General features: G+C 66.4%; 22 protein-coding genes. 12 read left to right on the top strand and 10 right to left on the bottom strand.

All coding sequences use genetic code 11. The features are described from left to right. Positions 1-2 precede the first annotated feature (2 nt). Positions 3-1,217: an efflux RND transporter periplasmic adaptor subunit gene (locus AC3FNH_RS21740; protein ID WP_488721521.1), complete on the bottom strand. Its 1,215-nt coding sequence runs from the start codon at positions 1,215-1,217 to the stop codon at positions 3-5. A gap of 464 nt (positions 1,218-1,681) precedes the next feature. Here AC3FNH_RS21740 and hpnD point away from each other — a divergent pair, with 464 nt between their 5' ends. Then, positions 1,682-2,518, top strand: a complete 837-nt coding sequence (gene hpnD, locus AC3FNH_RS21735) for a presqualene diphosphate synthase HpnD (protein WP_488721520.1) — start codon at positions 1,682-1,684, stop codon at positions 2,516-2,518. 71 nt (positions 2,519-2,589) lie between these two features. After that, positions 2,590-3,855, top strand: a complete 1,266-nt coding sequence (locus AC3FNH_RS21730; RefSeq protein ID WP_488721519.1) for a Zn-dependent hydrolase — start codon at positions 2,590-2,592, stop codon at positions 3,853-3,855. A gap of 31 nt (positions 3,856-3,886) precedes the next feature. On the opposite strand, the gene AC3FNH_RS21725 is transcribed toward AC3FNH_RS21730, so the two are convergent. Next, entirely contained in the window at positions 3,887-4,240 is a 354-nt protein-coding gene (locus AC3FNH_RS21725) for a hypothetical protein (protein ID WP_276097578.1), read from the bottom strand. A 278-nt stretch (positions 4,241-4,518) separates the two neighbouring features. Between AC3FNH_RS21725 and ompR the strand changes: the two genes are divergently transcribed. The 6 genes from ompR to AC3FNH_RS21695 all read left to right on the top strand — a co-directional run bounded on the left by ompR (position 4,519) and on the right by AC3FNH_RS21695 (position 10,360). Continuing rightward, entirely contained in the window at positions 4,519-5,241 is a 723-nt protein-coding gene (ompR, locus tag AC3FNH_RS21720; protein ID WP_010810107.1) for an osmolarity response regulator transcription factor OmpR, read from the top strand. A 22-nt stretch (positions 5,242-5,263) separates the two neighbouring features. Next, the gene (locus AC3FNH_RS21715; protein ID WP_276097579.1) at positions 5,264-6,613 is read left to right on the top strand and encodes an ATP-binding protein; all 1,350 of its coding nucleotides are present in this window, start codon (positions 5,264-5,266) and stop codon (positions 6,611-6,613) included. A gap of 253 nt (positions 6,614-6,866) precedes the next feature. After that, positions 6,867-8,165 carry an MFS transporter gene (locus AC3FNH_RS21710; protein WP_488721518.1) on the top strand — a complete coding sequence of 433 codons (1,299 nt, stop codon included), beginning with the start codon at positions 6,867-6,869 and terminating at the stop codon, positions 8,163-8,165. Between the two features lie 257 nt (positions 8,166-8,422). Next, entirely contained in the window at positions 8,423-8,971 is a 549-nt protein-coding gene (locus AC3FNH_RS21705) for a peroxiredoxin (RefSeq protein ID WP_276097581.1), read from the top strand. A gap of 106 nt (positions 8,972-9,077) precedes the next feature. Continuing rightward, positions 9,078-9,599, top strand: coding sequence for a carboxymuconolactone decarboxylase family protein (locus AC3FNH_RS21700; RefSeq protein ID WP_488721517.1), 522 nt, complete (start codon positions 9,078-9,080; stop codon positions 9,597-9,599). Positions 9,600-9,787: 188 nt separating this feature from the next. Beyond that, entirely contained in the window at positions 9,788-10,360 is a 573-nt protein-coding gene (locus AC3FNH_RS21695; RefSeq protein WP_276097583.1) for a GNAT family N-acetyltransferase, read from the top strand. Positions 10,361-10,390: 30 nt separating this feature from the next. Here AC3FNH_RS21695 and ispF read toward each other — a convergent pair whose 3' ends face one another. Next, positions 10,391-10,900 (bottom strand): 2-C-methyl-D-erythritol 2,4-cyclodiphosphate synthase, encoded by a 510-nt coding sequence (ispF, locus tag AC3FNH_RS21690; RefSeq protein WP_276097584.1) that lies wholly within the window; start codon positions 10,898-10,900, stop codon positions 10,391-10,393. 3 nt (positions 10,901-10,903) lie between these two features. Further along, positions 10,904-11,659 carry a 2-C-methyl-D-erythritol 4-phosphate cytidylyltransferase gene (gene ispD, locus AC3FNH_RS21685; protein ID WP_276097585.1) on the bottom strand — a complete coding sequence of 252 codons (756 nt, stop codon included), beginning with the start codon at positions 11,657-11,659 and terminating at the stop codon, positions 10,904-10,906. A gap of 199 nt (positions 11,660-11,858) precedes the next feature. Here ispD and mfd point away from each other — a divergent pair, with 199 nt between their 5' ends. From mfd to AC3FNH_RS21665, 4 genes are all read left to right on the top strand, one after another. Then, on the top strand, positions 11,859-15,311 hold the full coding sequence (gene mfd, locus AC3FNH_RS21680; RefSeq protein ID WP_488721516.1) for a transcription-repair coupling factor: 3,453 nt from the start codon (positions 11,859-11,861) through the stop codon (positions 15,309-15,311). Between the two features lie 83 nt (positions 15,312-15,394). Continuing rightward, positions 15,395-16,609 (top strand): acetylornithine deacetylase, encoded by a 1,215-nt coding sequence (gene argE / locus AC3FNH_RS21675; protein ID WP_488721515.1) that lies wholly within the window; start codon positions 15,395-15,397, stop codon positions 16,607-16,609. An 84-nt stretch (positions 16,610-16,693) separates the two neighbouring features. Further along, the gene (gene serB, locus AC3FNH_RS21670; RefSeq protein ID WP_488721514.1) at positions 16,694-17,548 is read left to right on the top strand and encodes a phosphoserine phosphatase SerB; all 855 of its coding nucleotides are present in this window, start codon (positions 16,694-16,696) and stop codon (positions 17,546-17,548) included. Positions 17,549-17,668: 120 nt separating this feature from the next. After that, complete coding sequence (locus AC3FNH_RS21665; protein WP_488721513.1) at positions 17,669-17,905, top strand: DUF2789 domain-containing protein; 237 nt, start codon at positions 17,669-17,671, stop codon at positions 17,903-17,905. A gap of 14 nt (positions 17,906-17,919) precedes the next feature. Here AC3FNH_RS21665 and AC3FNH_RS21660 read toward each other — a convergent pair whose 3' ends face one another. The 6 genes from AC3FNH_RS21660 to phaR form a co-directional block, all read right to left on the bottom strand. Beyond that, complete coding sequence (locus tag AC3FNH_RS21660; RefSeq protein ID WP_488721512.1) at positions 17,920-19,149, bottom strand: cystathionine beta-lyase; 1,230 nt, start codon at positions 19,147-19,149, stop codon at positions 17,920-17,922. A 113-nt stretch (positions 19,150-19,262) separates the two neighbouring features. Further along, positions 19,263-19,817 (bottom strand): hypothetical protein, encoded by a 555-nt coding sequence (locus AC3FNH_RS21655; protein WP_488721553.1) that lies wholly within the window; start codon positions 19,815-19,817, stop codon positions 19,263-19,265. A 78-nt stretch (positions 19,818-19,895) separates the two neighbouring features. Beyond that, positions 19,896-21,080 carry a beta-ketothiolase BktB gene (gene bktB, locus AC3FNH_RS21650; protein WP_488721511.1) on the bottom strand — a complete coding sequence of 395 codons (1,185 nt, stop codon included), beginning with the start codon at positions 21,078-21,080 and terminating at the stop codon, positions 19,896-19,898. 101 nt (positions 21,081-21,181) lie between these two features. Continuing rightward, positions 21,182-22,540 carry a 30S ribosomal protein S12 methylthiotransferase RimO gene (gene rimO, locus AC3FNH_RS21645; protein WP_488721510.1) on the bottom strand — a complete coding sequence of 453 codons (1,359 nt, stop codon included), beginning with the start codon at positions 22,538-22,540 and terminating at the stop codon, positions 21,182-21,184. Between the two features lie 146 nt (positions 22,541-22,686). Further along, positions 22,687-23,697 carry a tRNA dihydrouridine synthase gene (locus AC3FNH_RS21640; RefSeq protein ID WP_488721509.1) on the bottom strand — a complete coding sequence of 337 codons (1,011 nt, stop codon included), beginning with the start codon at positions 23,695-23,697 and terminating at the stop codon, positions 22,687-22,689. Positions 23,698-23,923: 226 nt separating this feature from the next. After that, on the bottom strand, positions 23,924-24,475 hold the full coding sequence (phaR, locus tag AC3FNH_RS21635; protein ID WP_224079973.1) for a polyhydroxyalkanoate synthesis repressor PhaR: 552 nt from the start codon (positions 24,473-24,475) through the stop codon (positions 23,924-23,926). Between the last annotated feature and the right edge of the window lie 145 nt (positions 24,476-24,620).

Raw genomic sequence — 24,620 nt, 5'->3', positions numbered from 1 at the left:
CCTCAGTCCCGTTGCGGCACAGGGGCAGCCGCAGGCGCCGTGGCGGACGCGACCGGGGCGACGGTCTGCATCGGCCTGACCTTCTGCCCCGGCTTGAGCAAATGCACGCCGGCCGTGACAATGGTCTGCCCGGGCGCAAGACCCTGGCGCACTTCGATCTCGTTGCCCACCGGATCGCCAAGCGTCACCGAGACCGGCCGGACCGTGCCGGCGGCCGGATCATAGACCCAGACCTGGTTGCGGCCCTGCTCCTGCAGCAGCGCGGTCAGCGGCACACGTATCGCGGGGGCTTCGCCGGTGCGCACGAAGGTCACGACGGCGGTCATGCCCAGCTTGAGGTCGGCGGGCGGATTCGGCACCGAAACGCGCGTGGCATAGGTGCGGGTCACGGGATCCGCGGCGGCGGCGATTTCGCGCACGCGCGCGGGCAGCGCGCGGCCGGGGTCGGCCCAGGTGCGCACCGTCACATCCGTGGTGCCGCGCAACAGGTCGACCTGATCTTCCGGCAGCCCGATGGCCACTTCCTTTTCTGCGGTCTGCGCCACCCGGATCACCGGTTGGCCAGGCGTGATGACCTGCCCGACCTCGGCCTCCACCGCGGTCACCACGCCGTCGGCATCGGCCAGCAGCACCGCGTAGGCGGTCTGGTTGGCCTGGCTGCGCAGGCCCGCCGAAGCCTGCTGGAGGCGGGATTCGGCGGCATCGAAAGTCGCCTGGCGCCGATGCTGCTCAGCCGCGCTGATAAAGCCCTTGGCAAAGAGTTCGTTGTAGCGCTTGAGATCGGAAGCGGCGAGGTCGCGGTCCGTGCGGGCCGCCTCATACTGGGCCCGCGAACCCGCTTCCGCCAGCGACAGGTCGGTCGGGTCCAGACGGGCCAGCGGCTGGCCCTTGCGCACAACGGCACCGACGTCGACCAGCCGCGCCGCGATCTTGCCGCCCACCCGAAAGCCCAGCCGCGACTCCACGCGTGGCCTGACGTCGCCCGAGAACTCAAAGGTGGTCTTGCCTGTGCGCTGGCTCAACTGCTGCAAGCGAACCGGGCGCACCTCCGGCGTGGACTCGCTCTTCTTGCCGCAGCCTGCCAGCGCGAGCGTCACGCCGGCCAGGCAGGCTGCGCCCAGCCGGGCCAACCGGGCCAGCCGGCGCCGCGGCAGGGAATAGGAAGCAGTCTCGGGACGAACGGCCGCAACTTCCGGCGCTTGGCAATGCACTGGCATGGATAAGCAGCGAATCGAACAACGTGGGAGGCTGGTGCGGCCCGCAAAAGCGCTTCACAACGCACAAAGCACATGCCGCGGATAGTCGCGGGCAATTAATAACTGGCCGGTCAGCAATATAGCGACGCCCCTCAGGTGCGTCAAACGGCTGGCGACGAAACGGCCGGAATGGCTACCGAAGGATTCTTCTAGGCGAACGAACTGCATGAAAATGCAAAGCCTGGATGGCCGCCCACTTGTGCCGCGCACAGCCGCGCACTGCCGCGCACTGTCGCGCACCGCCAGGCAAGGGGTATGGCAATGCTACAATCCGGCGCGCCGCTGGCGCCAACCGTGCCGACGGACGCAGAGGCCGCGGGCTTCAGCGCGCCGCCAGACCTTGGCCGCCGAACGGCCGCCGCGTTGGCACAGGCCTGGTCCTGAACCCGCCCGCACCCACCTCACCTCATCAGACCGAGACCGGCGTGACGCCCGATCAGTATTGCCAAGAGAAAGTCGCCCAAAGCGGCTCCAGCTTCTATTACAGCTTCCTGTTCCTGCCTGCGGAGCGCCGCCGCGCCATTACGGCGCTCTACGCATGGTGCCGCGAAGTCGACGACGTGGTCGATGAGACCCACGACCCCGGACTGGCCCACCAGCAACTCGACTGGTGGCGAGGGGAACTGCGCCGCCTGTTCGAAGGGGCGCCGAGCCATCCTGTCACACAGGCCCTGCAGCCTCACGTCAAGGCCGCCGGCCTGCCGCACGCGGAAATGTCCGAGGTGCTGGACGGCATGGAAATGGACCTGACCCAGACCCGCTATCTCGATGAAACCGGCCTGAACCGCTATTGCCACTGCGTGGCCGGCGTGGTCGGCACGCTCAGCGCCCGGCTGTTCGGATACTCCGATGCGCATACGCTCGTGTTCGCCGAAAAGCTGGGACTGTCGCTGCAACTGGTCAACATCCTGCGCGATGTCGGCGAGGACGCGCGCCGTGGCCGCATCTACCTGCCGGTGGACACGCTGCAGCGATTCCAGGTGCCTGCATCCGAGATCTTGCAGGGCAAGCATTCCGAGCGTTTTGTCGCGCTGATGCAGTACCACGCCGGTCGTGCGCGCGCGCTATACCGCGAAGCGCTGGAACTGCTGCCGCGCCAGGACCGCCGCGCCCAGCGCGCCGGCCTGTTGATGGGGGCCATCTACCACGCCCTGCTCGACGAAATCGAACGCAGCGATTTCCAGGTGCTGAATCAGCGCATCGCACTGACGCCGCTGCGCAAGCTCTGGATCGCCTGGAAGACATGGGTGCGCAATAGTTGAGCCACCGACCACGGCTCGCGTCCGGCCGCACACGGCCCGCCGCCACCAGCATTACGCCATAGGGCACCGCCATGACCCAGAACCTCCACCCGCTCGGACAAAGCATTCTTGACCGTGCCGAAGCGCTCGCCCGGTTTTCCGACATGGAAGGCGGGCTCACCTGCGCTTTCCTCACACCTGCGCACCGGTCTGCCCAGGCCCTGCTGGCGCAGTGGATGGAGGCGGCCGGCATGGCGGTGCGAACCGATGCCATCGGCAACGTGATCGGCCGGTATGCCGCGGACCCGGCCGCAGGCAGCGACGCGCGCGTGCTGATGACTGGCTCGCACTTCGACACCGTGCGCAATGGCGGGCGCTACGATGGCCGCCTTGGCATCCTGCTCCCGATCGCCGTAGCCGGCGCACTCCATGCGGCGGGCATCCGCCTGCCCTACCATCTCGATGTCGTCGGCTTCGCCGAAGAAGAAGGCCTGCGCTTCAAGACCAGCTTCCTGGCCAGCAGTGTTCTGGCCGGGCGCTTCGACCCGGCGCTACTGGCACGCGCAGACGCGGACGGCGTGACGATGCGCGAGGCGCTCGCGGCCTCCGGCCTGCCGGGCAATGGAGAACTGGCGGCACTACAGGGCGCCGCGGCCGACCCCGCCGCCCTGCTCGGCTTTGTCGAGGTACATATCGAACAGGGGCCGGTCCTGCTGGACCAAGGGCTGGCGCTCGGCGTCGTGACACAGATCGCCGGCAGCAGCCGCTTCCAGGTGCGGGTCGAAGGACAGGCCAGCCATGCCGGCACGACACCGATGGGCATGCGCCGGGACGCCGCCGCCGGAGCGGCCGAAATGATCCTGCTGGTCGAAACGCGGTGCAGCGCGGCACCGACGCTGGTCGGTACCGTGGGCCAGCTGCAAATACCCGATGGATCGAGCAATGTCATTCCGGCCGCCTGCACCTTCTCGATGGACATCCGCGCCGGCGAGGATGGCATTCGCGAAGCCGCCATTGCCGACATCGTGGCCGGCATCCAGCAGATTGCGGCGAGGCGCGGCTTGTCCGCCCAGGTGGACCGGGTCAAGCCGGTTCATAACGCACCCTGCGCGCGCTGGCTGATGGACCAGTTCGGCGCGGTGCTGCGCAAGCGCGGCCTGCCTGCCTTTGAACTGCCATCCGGCGCTGGCCACGACGCCATGATGATGCAGCGCATCACCGACGTGGCCATGCTGTTCGTACGTTGCGGCAATGGCGGCATCAGCCATAACCCGCTGGAAACCATCACGGCGGAGGACGCACAGGTTGCCGCCGAGGTATTCGTGGATTTCCTGCGGCACTTTCAGCCGCAAGGCTGAATCTGGTTGAGTTGGGAACCGTCCGGCGGCGTCAGCCGCCCTGGTACATTTCGCGCCCCAGGTCATAGAGATTCTGGCGCAGCTTGCGGCGTTCGTCCGGAGACAGGCTCGATCCTGCGCGCCCCTGCCGGTTGTTGCGCTCGGCCTCGCGCTGCTCGGCGCGGTGGCGTTCGGCGCGGGCGCGCGCCTCGCGCTGGCCGGCGCTGGCGTCACTGGCATGGTTGGATGAGCGCTCAGGCCCGTGCAGCAGATTGGCCATGCCGGCCGACTGGGCGTGGGCTGGCTGCGTCGCTGCGCACAGCCACAGCGCCGTACCGGCGAGCACCAGACAGGCGCCGGCGGCGCCGTGCAAGGTCAGCCCATGCCGGTTTCGGTTCACTTTCATCGATAATGACGTTTTTGGCTTCGGGATTTGCAGCCGCCTGGGCTGCCTGAAGCCGGAAATCCGGTACCCGTCCGCGCAGTCGCCGCAATGCAATATGCGGCTGGCCGCAGATAATCCGGTAGCAATACCCATGCCGCCCGGATAATGACGCAGTACGCGAAAGACGGTATGCGGCAGTGTAATGGCATGGTTCGTGCACGCTGCCATACCACAGGGTAAAGTATGTAACGTTTTGTTAAGCCATTTTGAGCGAAAGCGATAGTCGCTAAGATACCGCCATGGAAAATACCAGCCACAAGATTCTCGTCGTGGACGACGACCCGCGCCTGCGCGATCTGCTGCGCCGCTATCTGGGCGAACAGGGTTTTACGGTACTGGTGGCGGAGAATGCCACGGCCATGAACAAGCTCTGGCTGCGCGAGCGCTTCGACCTGCTGGTGCTTGACCTGATGATGCCGGGCGAAGATGGCCTGTCCATCTGCCGCCGCCTGCGTGGCGCCAACGACCAGACGCCGATCATCATGCTCACCGCCAAGGGCGAGGACGTGGACCGCATCGTCGGCCTGGAAATGGGCGCCGACGACTACCTGCCGAAGCCGTTCAACCCGCGCGAGCTGATTGCCCGCATCCACGCCGTGCTGCGCCGCAAGGGGCCTGCCGAAGTGCCGGGCGCGCCGTCGGAAACGCCCGAGACCTTTGCCTTCGGCGATTTCGTGCTGAACCTGGCCACGCGCACGCTGACCAAGAACGATGAGGAAATTACCCTGACCACGGGCGAATTTTCCGTGCTCAAGGTTTTCGCCCGCCATCCGCGCCAGCCGCTGTCGCGCGAGAAACTCATGGAAATGGCGCGCGGCCGCGAATATGAAGTGTTCGACCGCAGCCTGGACGTACAGATCTCGCGCCTGCGCAAGCTGATCGAGCCCGATCCGAGCAACCCGCGCTTTATCCAGACGGTGTGGGGCCTGGGCTATGTGTTCATTCCCGATGGCGTGAAGTAAACCGGCCGGCCGCTCAACCATCGTGGCGACCGTCATTGGCCGTACGGCCACGCGTTTCTTTGGTTCGCTGTTCTGGCGAACCTTCATGCTGATCGCGCTCCTGCTGGCCATTTCGCTGGGCATCTGGTTCCAGAGCTACCGGCTGTTCGAGCGCGCCCCGCGCGCGCAGCAGATTGCCATGCAGGTGGTCAGCGTGGTCAAGCTCACGCGCGCGGCGCTGCTCTATTCGGACCCGGCGCGGCGCCGCTTCCTGCTGCTCGACCTGGTGCAGAACGAAGGCATCAAGGTCTATCCGCGGGAAAAGGACGACGATTTCGCCGCGCCCACCGCCAATCCGTTCCTGACCCAGCTGGTGCAGCAGGAAATCCGCAGCCGGCTGGGCGAGGATACGGTGCTCGCTACTACCGTTAACGACATCCCCGGCGTGTGGGTCAGCTTCGAGATCGAGGGCGACGACTACTGGGTGGCGATCAGCCCGGAACGCTTCGAGCGCGTGTCCGGCATCCAGTGGCTGTGGTGGAGTATTGCCGCGCTGCTGCTGTCGATCATCGGCGCCGCGTTCATTACCGCGCGCGTCAACTACCCGCTCAAGCGCCTGGCCAATGCCGCGCGCGATATCGGCGCGGGCGGCGACCCGCCCTCCCTGCCGGAGCATGGCGCCAGCGAAGTCGCGCTGGCCAACCATAGCTTCAACCAGATGGTGCGCGACCTGCGCCAGCTCGATGACGACCGCGCGGTGATGCTGGCCGGCATCTCGCACGACCTGCGCACGCCTCTCACGCGCCTGCGCCTGGAAACTGAAATGTCGCCGGCGGACAGCGCCACGCGCGACGCGATGATCACCGACATCGAGCAGATGGACGCCATCATCGGCCAGTTCCTGAATTATGCGCGGCCGCCGCTCGAGATGGTCGAGCCGGTAGACCTGTCGGCACTGGTCAACGATGCCGTCGGCGTCTATGCCGCACACGACGATGTGCGCGTAGAAGTGCGCGCCACCGAGCCGGTCATGGCCGTGGCCAACCGCATGGAGGTCCAGCGCATCCTCGACAACCTGGTCGAGAATGCGCGCCGCTATGCCAAGGACGATGAGACCGGCATCGCCGAAGTCGAGATCACCACGAAGCTCGACGACAAGGACGCCGTGCTCACCGTGGCGGACAACGGCAAGGGCGTGCCCGACGCACAGCTTTCGCTGCTGACGCGCCCCTTCTATCGCCTGGACAGCGCTCGCAGCGAAGCCAAGGGAGCCGGCCTTGGCATGTCGATCGTCAACCGCATCCTGCAGCGCAACGGTGGACGGCTGGTGCTGTCCAACCGCTCCGCCCCGCAGACCGGCCTGGTGGTCAGCGCCTGTTTCCGCCGCGCGTGACTCGCGGCGCTCCCCGCACATCGACCACGAAACGCCTGTCCATTGACAGGTTTTCGACAGCTACTGATAGGGTTCTGAAAGGTATTTGACAGGGCAATGACAGCGTCGCGGCGCACACTGGCGCCCGTCAGCAGGGCCGATGCAAGCGCATCTTCCCAGCCATGGCGCCGCCTGCTGTCTCCTCCCCACGCCTGGCTGGCTCACCAAACAATCATGCGCCGGAACCCACCGGCGGCGTCCGAGAGAGACAGCCATGTCAGAGACCTCCCAAACCTCCGGCCAGCAGCACGGATTCAAGACCGTGTTCCGCGTGGTCAGCGGCAACTTCCTGGAAATGTACGACTTCATGGTGTACGGCTTTTATGCCGCCGCCATTGCCAGGACCTTCTTCCCCAGTGGCGACGAGTTCGCCTCGCTGATGCTGTCGCTGGCCACCTTCGGCGCCGGCTTCCTGATGCGTCCGCTGGGCGCCATCGTGCTGGGCGCCTACATTGACCACCACGGCCGCCGCAAGGGCCTGATCGTCACGCTGGCGCTGATGGCGGTTGGCACGCTGCTGATCGCCTGCGTGCCTGGCTATGCCTCGATCGGCGTGGCGGCGCCGCTGCTGGTGCTGGCCGGCCGCCTGCTCCAGGGCTTTTCCGCCGGCGTGGAGCTGGGCGGCGTCTCGGTCTACCTGTCGGAGATTGCCAAGCCGGGCCGCAAAGGCTTCTACGTGAGCTGGCAATCGGCCAGCCAGCAAGTCGCCGTGATCTTCGCCGGCCTGCTCGGCGTGATCCTGCACGCCACGCTGGCGCCGCAGCAAATGGATGACTGGGGCTGGCGCCTGCCGTTCCTGATCGGCTGCCTGATCGTGCCGTTCCTGTTCCTGATCCGGCGCTCGCTCGAAGAGACCGAGGAATTCAAGACCCGCAAGCATCGCCCGACCGTGCGCGAGATCTACCGCTCCATGGCCGAGAACTGGCGCATCATCGTGGCCGGCTGCATGATGGTCGTGATGACCACGGTGTCGTTCTACATGATCACCGCCTACACGCCGACCTTCGGCAAGGCGGTGCTCAAGCTCGATGATGTCGACAACCTCATCGTCACCATGTGCGTGGGCCTGTCGAACTTCATCTGGCTGCCGCTGATGGGCGCCCTGTCCGACCGCATCGGGCGCAAGCCGCTGCTGGTGTTCTTTACCGCGGCCACGCTGCTGACTGCCTACCCTGCCGTGTCGTGGCTGGTGGCCGAGCCTTCGTTCTCGCGCCTGCTGATGGTGGAACTGTGGCTGTCCTTCCTGTACGGCAGCTATAACGGTGCGATGGTGGTCACGCTGACCGAAGTCATGCCGCCGGCCGTGCGCACTGCGGGCTTCTCGCTCGCGTACAGCCTGGCCACGGCACTGTTCGGCGGCTTCACGCCGGCCGTGTCGACCTACCTGATCCACACCACCGGCAACAAGGCCGCCCCGGGCCTGTGGCTGATGTTCGCGGCGGCCTGCGGTCTCATCGCCACCCTGATCATCTTCCGCGCGCGCCGTAGCCAGCCGGCCCTGCGCCCCGCCTGACACGGCAGTGCCGCTCCCGCCACGCCGGCCCCGAGGGGCCGGCCGTGGCATACTTCCCCGCTTGCGCAAACTGTCATGCGCGACGACCAGGATCGCCATGCCGCACGCCTATCGGGCTGTTTGAGAATTTCAATTAGCCCTGTAGTGCGTCATGACGCATAATCCCCCCTTGTCGCGGTGCACCAAAGCCTAAGGTTCTGCCGGGCGCAGGTTCATCGCATTGCACACTCTCTCTTCAACCGTATCAGGAGAAGTCTATGAAGACCGTTGGTGACAAGCTCGAAGCCTTCCACGTCGTCGGTGTCAAGCCGGGTTTCAACAACCATGAGGAAAACGGCCAGTCGGCTTTCGAAGACATCACCGAAAAGTCGTTCGAAGGCAAGTGGAAGATCATCTACTTCTACCCGAAGGACTTCACGTTCGTGTGCCCGACCGAAATCGTGGCATTCGCCAAGCTGAACGGCGATTTCGCTGACCGCGATGCCATCGTTCTCGGCGGCTCGACCGACAACGAATTCGTGAAGCTGGCATGGCGCCGCGAACACAAGGACCTGAACAAGCTGAACCAGTGGCAATTCGCCGACGTGACCGGTTCGCTGATCGACCAGCTGGGCGTGCGTGACCAGGCCGCTGGCGTGGCCCTGCGCGCGACCTTCATCGTCGACCCGCACAACGTGATCCAGCACGTTTCGGTGAACAACCTGAACGTCGGCCGCAACCCGGACGAAGTGCTGCGTATCCTGGACGGTCTGCAAACGGACGAGCTGTGCCCGTGCAACCGTGCCGTTGGCGGCGCAACGCTGTAATTGCTGCAAGGTTGCCGGTAATTTGCGGCGACCCGCGGAGGGTCTCCCCTCCGCCCCCAAACCCGCCTGTGCGGGTTTTTTGAGCCCTGATCGATAGGAGAATTAAATGGAATTCCTTAACACGATTAAGAATCTTATCCCGGACTACGCCAAGGACATTCGCCTGAACGTGGACGGCACCATTGCGCGCTCCTCGCTGGAAGGCAACGACGCCGTGGGCGTGGCGCTGGCCGCCGCCTTCGCGACGCAGAGCAAGGTGCTGGTGGATGCGATCCGCAACGCCAACGTGCTGTCGGCCGAGGAAGTCAACGGCGCGCTGACCGCCGCCGCGCTGATGGGCATGAACAACGTCTGGTATCCGTACGTCGAGATGGCGGATGACCCGGACCTGGCCAGCCAGCCGGCCGGCCTGCGCATGAACGCCTACGCCACCCATGGCGGCGTGGACAAGCGCCGCTTCGAAATGTACGCGCTGGCCGCCTCCATCGTGGGCAAGTGCCACTTCTGCGTGAAGTCGCACTACCAGTTGCTCAAGAACGAGCAGGGCATGACCTCGCAGCAACTGCGCGACGTGGGCCGCATTGCCGCGGTGATTGCCGCCGCGGCGAATGTCATCGCCGCCCAGTAAGGCGGATGCGATACCGGGTGCGATACCGGGTGCGATAGCGGATGCGATACCACAACGGCCGGCAACTTCCCAGTAGAGGTTTGCCGGCTGTTTGCATGGTGCACCCCGGCGGCCGCGGACGACTCCACTCGTGCAGTGAACGGCCTACAATCGAGGCAGGACACGCACTCAGGCATCCGCCCCTCACCATGAGCATCCTGCCCTCGCCGACCTCCCCCCGCTTCCACTACCGCCTGGCCACGGTTCAGGACTGGGGTGATATTGCCGCGGTCACGCAGCAAGCCTATTCCCAGTACGAGCTCGAAATCATGGAGGATTGCCGCGCCTCCTTCCAGCGCGGCATGCAGGCCGTGCTGGCCGCCAGCCACCCCGATATGGAATGGTGGGTGGCCGAAACGGAACACGGCATTACCGGCGCCGTACTTTTCTGCCATCCCGGCGCGACGCTGCCGGCGCTGGACGGCAGCACCATCACGCTGACCCAGCCGGAGGCCCGGCTGCTTTCCGTGAGCCCGCAGGCCCGGGGCCTGGGGCTAGGGCATACGCTGATGCAGATCTGCATCCAGCGCGCGCGCGATATCGGCTCGCCCACCCTGCTGGTGCGAACCATGCCCGAAATGGGCTCGGCCAACCGCTTGTGCCAGCAGATGGGATTCGCCAAGCGAACCGAGGCCGGCGCCCGGACAGGCGCCATGGCGCGGCTGATCGACTACACCTACGCAATCACCCCGGAAAACGCCCCCGCGCCGGCAAAGGCGTAAGCGCCCGCGCTGGCCGGATGCCGGCCGCGCTCAGTCCTGCGCGCCCGAGACCGAGCCGCGCCAGATCAGGACCGCGGCCTGCGCCACAATGCCTTCCTGCCGTCCCTCGAAGCCGAGCTTCTCGTTGGTCTTCGCCTTGACGTTACAGCGCCCCGGCGGCAAGCCGAGGTCGGCGGCGATGTTCGCTACCATGCCGGGGATATGCGGAGCCAGCTTGGGCTGCTGCGCGATGACCGAGGCATCGACATTGCCGATCTCGTAGCCGGCTTCGCGCACACGGCGCGCGGCTTCGCGCAGCAGCACGCGGCTGTCGGCACCGGCAAACTGCGCATCCGTATCCGGGAAATGCCGCCCGATGTCGCCCAGCCCGGCAGCGCCGAACAGCGCGTCGGTAATGGCGTGCAGCAGCGCATCGGCATCCGAGTGCCCGAGCAATCCCCGGTCATGCGGAATCTGCACGCCGCCCAGGATCAGCTTGCGGCCGGGTACGAGCGCGTGGACGTCATAGCCCTGCCCCACGCGGATATCAAATGGCATCATCGATCAGGCTCCTGAATCGGCAGACCGCGGCGCGGCGGTGCCAAGCAGCACCTCCGCCAGGGCAAAGTCTTCCGGGTATGTCACTTTGAAGTTGCGCAGCGAACCGTTGACCAGGCGCGGATGCAGGCCCAGCCGTTCGATCGCGCTGGCCTCGTCGGTCACCACGGCTCCGGCGGCCAGCGCGTCCTGCAAGGCCTGGCGCAGCACGCCGAGCCGGAACATCTGCGGGGTCTGGGCCTGCCAGAGCCCGTCGCGCGGAACCGTGGTGCCGATGCGCGCGCCGGCGTCGGCGCGCTTGAGGGTATCGGGCACCGGCACGGCCAGGATGCCGCCAATCGCGGCGTCGGGATCGTCGTCGCCGTCGCTTTCCACCGAGCGCACCAGCGTATGGATCATCGCCGGGGTCAGCCCCGGGCGCGCCGCATCGTGCACCAGTACCCAGTCGGTGTCCACGGCGCCAAGCTGCGCCAGGTGATGCAGGCCCGCCAGCACCGAGGCATGGCGGGTGTCGCCGCCGACGAATGCCGTATCGAAGCGCAGGCCGGCAAACGCCTCCGCGCCGAAGCGGGACTCCAGCGGCATATCGTCGGGCGCCAGCACCAGCGCCGTGGCGCTGATCGCATCGCAGGCCGAAAACGCCGCCAGGGCGTACCAGATCATGGGCCGGCCCGCGATGGGCTGGTACTGCTTGGGCACCGGGCCGCCCGCGCGGCTGCCGGTACCGGCACAGGGAATCAGGGCGAAACGGCGGTCTGGCACGGGATCGGGATCGATTGGAAATGCGTTGGGGACGGCACGGCGGCGACCGGCGTCAAACCAGCGCCACGGCCGGAGCGCATTCTATAATACGGCCCTTGTTTGCCGCCATGCCGCCATCGCATGCGGCCCACGCCATACCCCCGCCCGCGCTGCCGGCGGGGCGTTGTCGTTCGTTGCGTTGATCCCGACCGCTGCCCCGATGCCTGACGCCGCTCCCGCCTTTCCTTTCGCAAACCTGCCCCTGGTCAAGTCCGGGCTGCGCCACAATCTGGCCAGCCTGCACGGCTCTGCCGACGCCCTGGCCGTTGCCGCCTATGCGCGCCAGCATCGCAACCGCGTGCCGATGCTGGCCGTGGTCTGCGCCAACGCCGTCGACGCCCAGCGGCTGGCCGATGAAATCCCGTGGTTCGCGCCGGAACTGCGCGTGCGCCTGCTGCCAGACTGGGAAACGCTGCCCTACGACAGCTTCTCGCCCCACCAGGACCTGGTCTCCGAACGGCTCGCGACGCTGCATGACATCCAGGGCGGCCAGTGCGACGTGATGCTGGTGCCGGCCTCCACCGCGCTCTACCGGCTCGCGCCGCCGTCCTTCCTGGCGGCTTACACTTTCTTCTTCAAGCAGGGCGAGCGGCTGGACGAGGCCGCGCTCAAGGCGCAGTTCACGCTGGCCGGCTACGAGCACGTCAGTGCGGTGATGCGGCCGGGCGAGTACAGCGTACGCGGCGGCCTGATCGACCTGTACCCGATGGGCTCGGCGCTGCCCTACCGGATCGACCTCTTCGGCGACGAGATCGAGACCATCCGCGCCTTCGACCCCGACACCCAGCGCAGCCTCTACCCGGTCAAGGAAGTCCGTCTGCTGCCGGGGCGCGAGTTTCCGCTCGACGAAGCGGCCCGTACCGCGTTCCGGGGCCGCTGGCGCGAAGTGTTCGAAGGCGACCCGACCAAGTCGCCGATCTACAAGGACATCGGCAACGGCGTGCCGTCCGCCGGCATCGAGTACTACCTGCCGCTGTTCTTCGAGTCCAGTGCAACGCTGTTCGATTACCTGCCAGCCGACACCCAGCTCGCGTTCGCCGGCAAGGTGGACGAGGCCATCCGCCGCTTCTGGGCCGATACCACGCAGCGCTACGACTTCATGCGCCATGACCGCGAGCGTCCGCTGCTGCCGCCGTCGCAACTGTTCCTGTCCGAGGAGCAGTTCTTCATCGCGGCCAAGCCGCTCGCACGGCTGGTGCTGCAGGCTGAGCCCGCCGCCCCGGACCAGCCCGCCTTCGCGGCGAGCCTGCCGGATGTCTCGGTGAACCGGCGCGCGGAAGACCCGCTCGTGAACCTGGAATCCCTGCTGCTGGACAAGACCACGCGCGTGCTGATGTGCGCGGACACCGCCGGCCGCCGCGAGACCCTGCTGCAACTCTTTGCCGAAAGCGGCCTGCGCCCGCAGCTGGTGGACGACTTTGCCGCCTTCCTGGCTGGCGAGTCGCATTTCAGCATTGCCGTGGCACCGCTGCACAGCGGCTTCAGGCTTCCGGAAGCAAAGCTCGCCTTCGTCACCGAAGCCGAGCTCTACGCCGGCACCGCCCGCCGGGCCGGGCGCCGCAAGCAGGAACAGGCCACCGCCGTCGATTCGATGGTGCGCGACCTGGCCGAGCTGAAAATCGGCGATCCGGTGGTACACAGCGAGCATGGCATCGGGCGCTACCACGGCCTGGTGTCGCTCGACCTGGGCCAGGGCGAGGAGGAGTTCCTGCACCTGGAATACGACAAGAGCAGCAAGCTGTACGTGCCGGTGCACCAGTTGCACGTGATCTCGCGCTACTCGGGAGCCGATCCGGAAACCGCGCCGCTGCACCATCTGGGCTCGGGTCAGTGGGACAAGGCCAAGCGCCGCGCCGCACAGCAGATCCGCGACACCGCGGCCGAACTCCTGAACCTGTATGCGCGCCGCGCGGCACGCGAGGGCTTCGCGTTCCCGCTCTCGCCCAAGGACTATGAGACCTTCGCGGAGAGCTTCGGCTTCGAGGAAACGCCCGACCAGGCCGCGGCCATTGCCGCCGTCATCGCCGACATGACGTCGGGCAAGCCGATGGATCGTCTGGTTTGTGGCGACGTGGGCTTCGGCAAGACCGAGGTGGCGCTGCGCGCCGCCTTTGTCGCCGTGCTCGGCGGCAAGCAGGTGGCCATGCTGGCGCCGACCACCCTGCTGGCCGAACAGCATTTCCAGACGCTCTCGGACCGCTTCGCGGAATGGCCGGTGCGCATTGTCGAGCTCTCGCGCTTCAAGACGAAGAAGGAAATCGACGCGGCCGTGAAACAGATCAACGAGGGTGCGGTCGATATCGTGATCGGCACGCACAAGCTGCTCTCGGACGAGGTCAAATTCCAGCGGCTGGGGCTCGTCATCATCGACGAGGAGCACCGTTTCGGGGTGCGTCAGAAGGAAGCGCTCAAGACACTTCGCGCCGAGGTCGACGTGCTGACGCTGACGGCAACGCCGATCCCGCGCACGCTCGGCATGGCGCTCGAAGGCCTGCGCGACTTCTCCGTGATCGCCACGGCGCCGCAAAAGCGGCTGGCCATCAAGACCTTCGTGCGGCGCGAGGAAGACGGCGTGATCCGCGAAGCCATCCTGCGCGAGCTCAAGCGCGGCGGGCAGGTCTACTTCCTGCACAACGAAGTCGAGACCATCGAGAACAAGCGGGCCAAACTCGCGGAGCTGGTGCCGGAAGCCCGCATCGCGGTGGCGCATGGCCAGATGCACGAGCGCGAGCTGGAACGCGTGATGCGCGACTTCGTCTCGCGGCGCGACAACATCCTGCTGTGCACCACGATTATCGAAACCGGCATCGACGTGCCGACGGCCAACACCATCCTGATCCACCGCGCCGACAAGTTCGGCCTGGCGCAGCTGCACCAGCTGCGCGGCCGGGTCGGGCGCTCGCATCACCAGGCCTATGCCTACTTGCTGGTGCATGACGTCGACGGCCTCACCAAGCAGGCGGGGCGCCGGCTCGAAGCGATCCAGCAGATGGAAGAGCTGGGTTCGGGCTTCTACCTGGCCATGCACGACCTGGAGATCCGCGGTGCCGGCGAGGTGCTCGGCGACAAGCAGTCGGGCGAGATCCACGAAATCGGCTTCCAGCTCTACACCGACATGCTCAACGCGGCCGTCAAGGCGCTCAAGGCCGGCAAGGAGCCGGACCTGATGGCGCCGCTGTCGGCGACCACCGAGATCAACCTCGGCACGCCCGCACTGCTGCCCAACGACTACTGCGCCGACGTGCACGAACGCCTGTCGCTGTACAAGCGCCTGGCCAACTGCGAGACGCCGGAGCGCGTCGACGACATCCAGGAAGAGCTGATCGACCGCTTCGGCCGCATGCCGCCGCAGGCGCAGGCGCTGGTCGAGACCCACCGGCTGCGCATTGCCGCGGCGCCGCTGGGCGTGCGCAAGATCGACGCGGGTGATGCGACGATCAGCGTACAGTTCGTGCCGAACCCGCCCATCGACGCACTCAGGATCATCGAACTGGTGCAGAAGAACCGCCATATCAAGCTGGCCGGGCAGGACAAGCTGCGCATCGAAGCCAAGATGCCCGATGTGGCATTACGCGCGCAGACCATCAAGCAGACCTTGCGCCAGCTTGCCTAGCCAATGCTGCAGGGCGACTGGCCCGGCGACCGTGGCGGGTGTAGCATCGAATACTTCACCCGCCGGTCAACGCCGCCCCGCCCATGCAAGCCGATATCCAACGCCAGTCATCCCCCGAAGCCAGCGCGCCGCGTGGCACCGCGCTGGAATGGACGCAGCGCCTGGTGGCATACGACACCACCAGCCGCCATTCCAACCTGGGACTGATCGAGTCCGTGCGGGACCACTTCCTCGCGAAGGGCCTGCGGCCCCACCTCAGCTACAACCCTCAGCGCGACAAGGCCAACCTGTTTGTCACGGTGCCCGCCGCCAGCGGTGAGACCAACGGCGGCATCGTGCTGTCCGGGCACACCGACGTGGTGCCCGTGGATGGCCAGGACTGGACCACCGATCCGTTCAGACCCGTGGTACGCGACGGCAAGCTCTATGGCCGCGGCACCTGCGACATGAAGGGCTTCATCGGCACCAGCCTGGCGCTGCTGCCCACGCTGCTCGGCGCGAAGCTGCGCGAGCCGGTGCACTACGCGCTGTCGTTCGACGAGGAAATCGGCTGCATGGGTGCGCCCTACCTGCTCGCCGAACTGCGCGAGCGTGGCGTGCAGCCGGCCGGCTGCATCGTGGGCGAGCCCACCAGCATGCGTGTCATCGTCGCGCACAAGGGCATCAACGCGTACCGCTGCTGCGTCAGGGGCCAGGCCGCACACTCGTCGCTCACGCCGCGCGGCGTCAATGCGATCGAGTATGCCGCGCGCCTGATCTGCTTCATCCGCGACATCGCCGATGAATTCAAGGCCAACGGCCCCTACGACCAGGCCTTCGACGTGCCCTACACCACGGCCCAGACCGGGACCATCCAGGGCGGCATCGCGCTCAATACCATTCCCGCGCTGTGCGAGTTCGTGTTCGAGTTCCGCAACCTGCCCGGCGTCGATCCCGAGGCGCTGTTCGCGCGCATCGCCGCGTACGCCAACGACGTGCTGCTGCCAAGGATGCGCGCCGAACACGCGGACGCGGACCTCGTCATCAGCAAGATCGCCGCGGCGCCATCGCTGGACGTGGCCGAGCAGGCGGCTATTACGCAACTCGTGCGGGCGCTCACCGGAGATCGCGAGACCAGCAAGGTCGCCTATGGCACCGAGGCAGGGCTGTTCCAGCGCGCGGGCATTCCCGCGGTGGTGTGCGGACCCGGCGATATCCAGCAGGCACACAAACCGGACGAGTTCGTCTCGCTGGACCAGCTCGCGGCGTGCGAGGCGTTCCTGCACAAGGTCGTGGACAGCTTGCGGGTGGCGACCTGACGGCCAGGCGGGTCATGAGCGATTACAATGTCGCCTTTGCCGTCCCGCCCTCCGGCGCGCCGCCCTGATCCGCCTGCTGCTGTCATGCCCCTGATTCTCCAGAGTACCCGCCCGCTCGCTTCCGACGACCTGACCGCCATCCGCGCCCTCGCCCGCGCTTCCGAGCCCGTGCTGCGCAGCGAAACCGTGGCGGCCGCCGAAGACTGCGCGCCGCTCACCCCGGCGCTGCGCGACATGCTGGATGGCTACTGCGGACCGCGTGAGATTGACTGGGCCGTTGTGCCGCCCGGCCGCCGCCTGTCGGACTTCCGCCTGGTGGCGATGGACATGGATTCCACGCTGATCACGATCGAGTGCATCGACGAGATCGCCGACTTCTGCGGACTGAAGGCCGAGGTATCCGCCATCACCGAGGCCGCCATGCGCGGCGAGATCACTGACTTCAACGAAAGCCTGCGCCGCCGCGTGGCCCTGCTCAAGGGCCTGGACGCCAGCGTGCTGGAGCGCGTCTACGAAGAGCGTCTGCGCCTGTCGCCGGGTGCCGAGCGCATGCTGCAAACCATCCAGGCGCTGGGGCTGCGCACGCTGCTGGTGTCGGGCGGCTTCGTCCACTTCACCGAAAAGCTCAAGGCACGCCTGAAGCTGGACGTCACGCGCGCCAACACGCTGGAAATCGTCGATGGCAAGCTCACGGGCAACGTGATCGGCGAAATCGTCAACGCCGACGTGAAGGCACGTACGGTGCAGGAAGTGTGTGCGCAGATCGGCGCCGCACCCGACCAGGCTATCGTGATGGGTGACGGCTCCAACGACCTGAAGATGATGGCCGTGGCGGGGCTCTCCGTGGCCTTCCGCGCCAAGCCCATCGTGCGGGCGCAGGCAAGCGTTGCCTTCAATCACGTTGGCCTGGACGGCCTCCTGGCACTGTTCCCGCACTGAATCCACCAGGCACCCGTATGCAGAACGGAGGCCGTGGCATCCGTCTTTTCGTGGGCGCATCGGCCGCCCCAGTGCCCTACACTAGCTTGAGTGACCACCCAGAAGCGGAGCACCCTCACCATGGAACCGGCCTTTCACCGCTTTTCCGAGCTGTTTGCGCAGTTGGGACTACCCAGCGATCCGCCCAGCATCGCGGCGTTCATCGCGGCGCATGCCCCGCTGCCGGGCGACGTCGAACTGGCTGATGCCCCTTTCTGGACACCCGCGCAAGCGACCATGCTGCGCGACGAAATCGCGGACGATGCTGACTGGGCCGAAGTCGTCGACCGGCTCAACGTGGCCCTGCGGGCCAGCTAGCCGGTCGCGGCCGCTCATCCGCCGAGGGTCCGCTCCAGGGCCTGGCGCAGGTCCGCGATGAGGTCGCGCGTGTCCTCCAGGCCGATATAAAGGCGCACCAGCTCGCCGGTATGATGCCAGCCTGCGGGCGGCCAGCTGCCCGCGGGACGCATGGTCGGCACGTGGTAGGGCACGGCCAGGCTGTGCGCGCCGCCCCACGACCAGCCGATCGCAAACAGCCGCAGTGCTTCGACGAAAGCGTCGACCTGCTCGCGCGAGTATTTCTCGTGCAGGATGATCGCGAACAGGCCGCTGGCACCGCTGAAGTCGCGTCGCCAGTTGGCGTGGCCCGGGCAGTCCGGCAGCGCGGGATGCAGCACGCGCACGACCTCCGGACGCTGGTGCAGCCACTCCGCCACCTCGCGCGCGGCCCGGTCGTGCGCGGCCAGACGCACCGGCAGGCTCGGCAGCGAGCGCAGCACCAGGTGGCAGTCGTCGGCGGAAACCCCCCACCCCATCAGCATGCGCGTGCGCTTGAGGCGCGCCTGCACCGCCTCGTCGCGCGTCAGCACGGCGCCCATCAGGACGTCGCTGCCGCCGGACTGGTACTTGGTCAGGGCCTGCACCGAGATGTCGATGCCCATGTCGAACGGCCGGAAATAGAGGCCCGCCGACCAGGTGTTGTCGATGGCCGTCAAGACGCCGCGGGCCTTTGCCGCGGCCACGATCGCCTTGCTGTCGGGCACCTCCATGGTCACGGAGCCAGGCGCCTCCATCCAGACCAGGCGCGTATTGGGCTGGATCAGGCCGGCAATGCCGCTGCCGATCATCGGATCGTAGTAGCGTACCGACACGCCGAAATCACGCGCCAGCCACTCGCCGTGGTCGCGGTTGGGACCATAGACGTTATCGGGCACCAGCACGTCGTCGCCGCTCTTGAGCAGCGCGAAATACACCAGCGAGATCGCGGCCAGCCCCGACGGCAGCAGCAGCGTGTGGCTGGCACCTTCGAGCAAGGCGAGATGCTGGCACAGCGCTTCGCTGGTGGGCGTGGCATGCAGGCCATAGCGCCAGTATGTGGTGCTGCGGTCCCCGTACGCGCGCAGTTCGGCCAGGTTGCGGAAGACCACGGTGGAACCGCGATGGGTGGCAGGAGAAAACGAGTCGAAGCCGGGCGCGACATCCAGTTCGGGCTGGACAGCGACAGTCTGGATGTAATGGGAGGCAGGGCTCGACGCGGGCTTATTGGAAGTCGGATCGGACACGGCGGATTCCTTGATGGCTGGCATGTCGCGCGCAGTGTGCGGCAAGCATGAAAGGGACGCGATAACCGTTCGAGCTTACCAGCAAATGCTGGCGACGCCACCGGAAGCCGGCTTCAGCGGCCCTGGATGGTCGACTTGGGCGGCGGGACCGCGGACGTGACGCCGCTGCCGGGCGCCGTGTCGAAGGGAGGGATCACGCGCACGCTTCCCAGCGGGCGGATGACAAACGGAAGGACGACTGCCTGGTCGAAGGCATCGGTCCAGGTGCCGCGCACCGCACCACTGGCGTCGATGGTGCCTTCCCAGTTGCCGGAGACGCGGGTGCCGTCGTCGGACTCTTCCATCAGGAAGCTGCCCTCCTCCCATTCACCCGCCAGCAAGCGTACGCCGGGCGCGCCGTTGGTCGTGTACTCGCCGCGCAGGCTGTCGCGCTCGTCCGGCTTGGGGCCGATGCGCAGGCGCACCGGCTTGTCGCCAACCTTGCCGACGTAGACGGGCAGCCTGGCGTATTCCGGGCGCGGCGCCAGCGGTGCGATCGCTGCGCCGGCGGCAGGCGCCGTGCCACGGCGCGCCTCGCCTTCGCGGATGGCCTCGCTCAGGCCCAGGTCCCCGGCAGTGGCTGCCGGGCCGGCCGATGACACGGTGTCATCGGCGGCCCGCGCCGGCATCGTTCCCGCAAGCGCCAGCGCTGCCGCCAGGCAGGCCAACAAGCGCTGAAACGCGGGGCGACGATGCACCGGCAAGACTCAGATGCGCTCGAAGATCGCGGCGATACCCTGGCCGCCGCCAATGCACATCGTCACCAGCGCATAGCGGCCTTGCACGCGTTGCAGCTCGTAGACCGCCTTGACCGTGATCAGCGCGCCGGTGGCGCCGATCGGGTGCCCGAGCGAAATGCCGGAGCCGTTCGGATTGACCTTGGCCGGGTCCAGGCCCAGCGCCTTGGTCACCGCGCAGGCTTGTGCCGCAAAGGCTTCGTTGGCTTCGATCACGTCCAGGTCGGAAACCGACAGGCCGGCGCGCTCCAGCGCGATCTTCGTGGCGGGAACCGGGCCAATGCCCATGGTCTTCGGGTCCACGCCGGCGTGGCCGTACGACACCAGGCGTGCCAGCGGCTTCAGGCCGCGGCGCTCGGCCTCGGCACGCTCCATCAGCACCATGGCGGCGGCGGCATCGTTCAGGCCCGAGGCATTGCCCGCGGTCACGGTGCCGTTTTCCTTGACGAAGACCGGCTTGAGCTTGGTCATGTCGTCAATCGTGGCGTCATGACGCACATGCTCGTCGGTGTCGAAGCTCACATCGCCCTTGCGGCTCTTGAGCGTCACCGGAACGATCTGGTCCTTGAAGTAGCCAGCCTTGATGGCCGCCGACGCGCGGCGGTGCGACTCCAGTGCGGCTTCGTCCTGCTGGGTGCGGCTGATGTCATATTCCTTGGCCACGTTTTCGGCCGTGACACCCATGTGGATGCGATGGAACGGATCATGCAGCGCGCCCAGCATCATGTCGACCAGGCTGGCATCGCCCATGCGGGCACCCCAGCGGGCAGCGGGCGCCAGGTACGGTGCGCGGCTCATGCTTTCGGCACCGCCGCCGATGGCGATGTCGGTATCGCCGAGCAGGATGGTCTGCGCAGCGCTGACAATGGCCTGCAGGCCCGAGCCGCACAGGCGGTTCACGGTCAGCGCGGGCGCATTGGTCGATACCCCGCCATTGACGGCCGCCACGCGGCCCAGATACATGTCGCGCGGCTCGGTCTGAATCACATTGCCGAACACGACGTGACCGACGTCGTCACCGGATACTTGGGCGCGCGCAAGTGCTTCGCGCACCACGAGTGCACCCATATCGCTCGGTGCCATGTCCTTCAGACTCCCGCCGAAAGTCCCGATTGCCGTACGTACACCACTCACCACTACGACTTCACGCGTCATGTCTCACTCCATGAGGTTATGTTGCGGTGCACAGTATAACGGCATCGCGACGGAAATCGAACGATCGTACTTTTACTTAAGGGTAGCCAATGCCGGCCGCGTCAGAGTTCACCCCACAGGTCATGGCCATCGGCGCCCGTGATCTTCACCTGGACGAACTCGCCGGCGCGATAGCGCTGCGACGCCTTCGCCGGCGGCGCGATATAGACCAGGCCGTCGATTTCCGGCGCATCGGCCGACGAACGGCCAATGCCGCCCTCCTGGTTCACCTCGTCCACCAGCACACGCAGGGTCTGGCCGACCTTGCGCTGCAGGCGGCGCGCGGACACCGCCTCGGCCACCTCCATGAAGCGCGCACGGCGTTCCTCGCGCACTTCGTCGGGAAGCGCGCCCGGCAGATCGTTGGCCGTGGCGCCTTCGACCGGCGAGTAAGCGAAGCAGCCCACGCGGTCCAGTTCGGCCTCGGCGATGAAATCCAGAAGGGTCTGGAACTCGGCTTCGGTTTCGCCCGGGAAGCCGGCGATGAAGGTGCTGCGGATCGTCAGGTCCGGGCACACCTCGCGCCAGGCGCGGATACGGTCCAGCGTCTTCTCGGCATTGGCCGGGCGCTTCATGCGCTTGAGCACGTCCGGATGGGCGTGCTGCAGCGGCACGTCGAGGTATGGCAGCACATGGCCACCGTTCATCAGCGGGATGATTTCGTCGACATGCGGATACGGATACACGTAATGCAGGCGCACCCAGGCACCGTACTGGGCCGCCAGTTCGCCGAGGGCGGCCACCAGTTCGGTCATTCGCGTCTTGAGCGGGCGGCCGCTCCAGAAGCCGGTACGGTACTTCACGTCGACGCCGTAGGCGCTCGTGTCCTGCGAGATCACCAGCAGTTCCTTGACACCGGCCTTGAACAGGTTCTCGGCCTCCAGCATGACCTCGGCCACCGGGCGCGACACCAGGTCGCCGCGCATCGACGGGATAATGCAGAACGAGCAGCGGTGGTTGCAGCCTTCGGAGATCTTCAGGTACGCGTAGTGCTTTGGCGTCAGCTTGATGCCCGCCGCCGGCACCAGGTCGGTAAACGGATCATGCGGCTTAGGCAGGTGCGTGTGCACCGCCTGCATGACCTCGCCCAGCGCATGCGGGCCGGTCACGGCCAGCACCTTCGGGTGCACCGACGACACGATGTCATGTCCCGCCGCATCCTTCTTGGCCCCCAGGCAGCCAGTCACGATGACCTTGCCATTCTCGGTCAGCGCCTCGCCGATGGCATCGAGGCTTTCCTGCACGGCTTCGTCGATAAAGCCGCAGGTATTGACCACGACCAGGTCGGCGCCGTCATAGGTGCCGCTGATCGCGTAACCCTCGGCGCGCAGTTGGGTAATGATCTGCTCGGAGTCGACCAGCGCCTTCGGGCAGCCAAGCGAAACGAAACCCACGCGCGGACTCTGGTCTTTCTGGGTCATTGATTCTGAAGGATTTTTCACAGGGAATGCGGATGTAGGACAGGCGGGGCGGAGTATATCGGGTTATCTCGACGGAGGTCGGACAAGGCCGCCAGGCGCTGCAACGAACCGTGAATTTTAACCGTTTGCCACGGTTATCCGGCGACTTAGACCACACACGCCCCGGTCGCCTCGCCCTGCCCGAATCCTGAGGGACGACTGGACGTGACCTCCGGGAAACTTTGCAGCACTTGCTCGATCTGCGCCGAATCCTGGATCCTGCGGATGGCTGCATGCAACTGCGCAGCTTGCGGCCAGGTCCGCTTGAGATAGCTCAGCCACAATTTCACCCGTCCATGCTCGTGGCAGGAGGCGATCCGGTCATGCAGCTTCCGCAGGTAGGCGGCGATCTGGTGCAGCACCAGCGGCCACTCCTCATCCGATGGCGTGCTGTCCATCACCCCGCGGATACGCAGTGCCAGGAATGGATCCGATACCGCGCCACGCCCGATCATCACATCCGCGCAGCCGCTGACCGCGCGGCAACGTTCCCAGTCCGCAACGGACCAGACTTCGCCGTTGGCAATGACGGGGATCTCCACGGCGTCCGCGATGCGGGCGATCCATTCCCAGTGCGCCGGTGGCCGGTAGCCGTGGTCGCGCGTGCGGGCATGCACCACCAGCGATGCCGCCCCACCCTCGGCCAGCGCCGTGGCGCAATCGAGCGCCAGTGCAGTATCCGAAACGCCTAGACGCATCTTGGCGCTGACCGCAATTTGCGGCGGAACCGCCGCGCGCACCGCGGCAACGATGCGATGCAGCTGCTCGGGATGCGCCAGCAGCATCGCGCCGCCACCGTGCCGGTTGACGACCTTGGCCGGGCAACCGAAGTTCAGGTCGATACCATGCGGCGACAGCGTCGCGGCAAAGGCCGCATTGCGCGCCATCCACATAGCATCGCTGCCGAGCAGCTGGATCACCATCGGCGTTCCACCGGGGGTGTAGCCGCCTTGCAGAATCTCGGGGGTGTCGCGTTCGTAGACCCGCTCGGGAAGCAGGGAGCCAGTCACCCGAACGAACTCGGACACGCATCCGTCATAGCCGCCCAGGCCCGTCAGCACATCGCGCAGCACGTAGTCGGCGAGCCCCTCCATCGGGGCCAGGAATAGCCGGCCCATGGTCAGGCCCGGCCCAGCGGGGATGCGCCGGCAGGAAAGGAAGTCGGATCGGAACGGTGGAGGCTGGAAGGCATCGGGAAATCGCGCTGCAGGCGAGTCCGCAAGATGAGCCGCCAGTTCAGGAGGGGCGCATTTTACCTGCTTGCGCGCCGCCTCGCAGAGCGTCCGGAACCGTGCGAGGGCGGCGAAGCGGCGAACCGGGCGGTCCGCCGGCGGTGCTTGCTACTTACTTCTTGTCCGGCTGATTGAACGGGAACGTCCCGAACATATTCTTCGCCTGGTTCTGCATCTGTTCCTGCATCTGCACGAACAGGTTCTTGCTCTGCTCGATGTAGTTGCTCATCATGCCCTGCATCATCGGCCCCTGCATGTTCATGAACTGGGACCACATGTCGGGGCTGAAGGCTTCGCCGGAATACAGGCCCTTCGAGTTCTCGGCCAGCTTGTTCTGGATATCGATGAAAGCCTGGATATTCTTTTCCAGGTAGGTACCCATCATGCCCTGCATCGCATGCCCGTAGAAGCGGATGATCTGCGACAGCATGGCGCTGGAGAACATCGGCACGCCACCGGTTTCCTCTTCCAGGATGATCTGAAGCAGGATGCTGCGCGTCAGTTCATCACCGGACTTGGCGTCGACGACCTTGAAGTCCTCGGAGTCCATGACCAGTTGCTTCACGTCGGCCAGGGTGATGTAGGTACTGGTCTGGGTGTCGTAGAGCCTGCGATTGGGATATTTCTTGATCAGTCGCTCTGCGCCTTTTTTGCTCGTGGCCATCGGTGCTCTGTCCTCTTGTCGTCGCTGATGGGCGCTGCTGCACCGCATGCGGTGCAGTGCGCAAACCGGTACTGCCGGGCCATCTGGAAGATCGTGAAAAAGTTACTATGTGCGCACCCGCGGATCTAGCCGCCAGTGCCGGGTT

This window comes from Cupriavidus sp. 22TCCZM01-5, from assembly GCF_057798915.1.
Note: the sequence above shows the minus strand (reverse complement) of the source record. Positions and strands in the feature narration are given on the sequence as shown.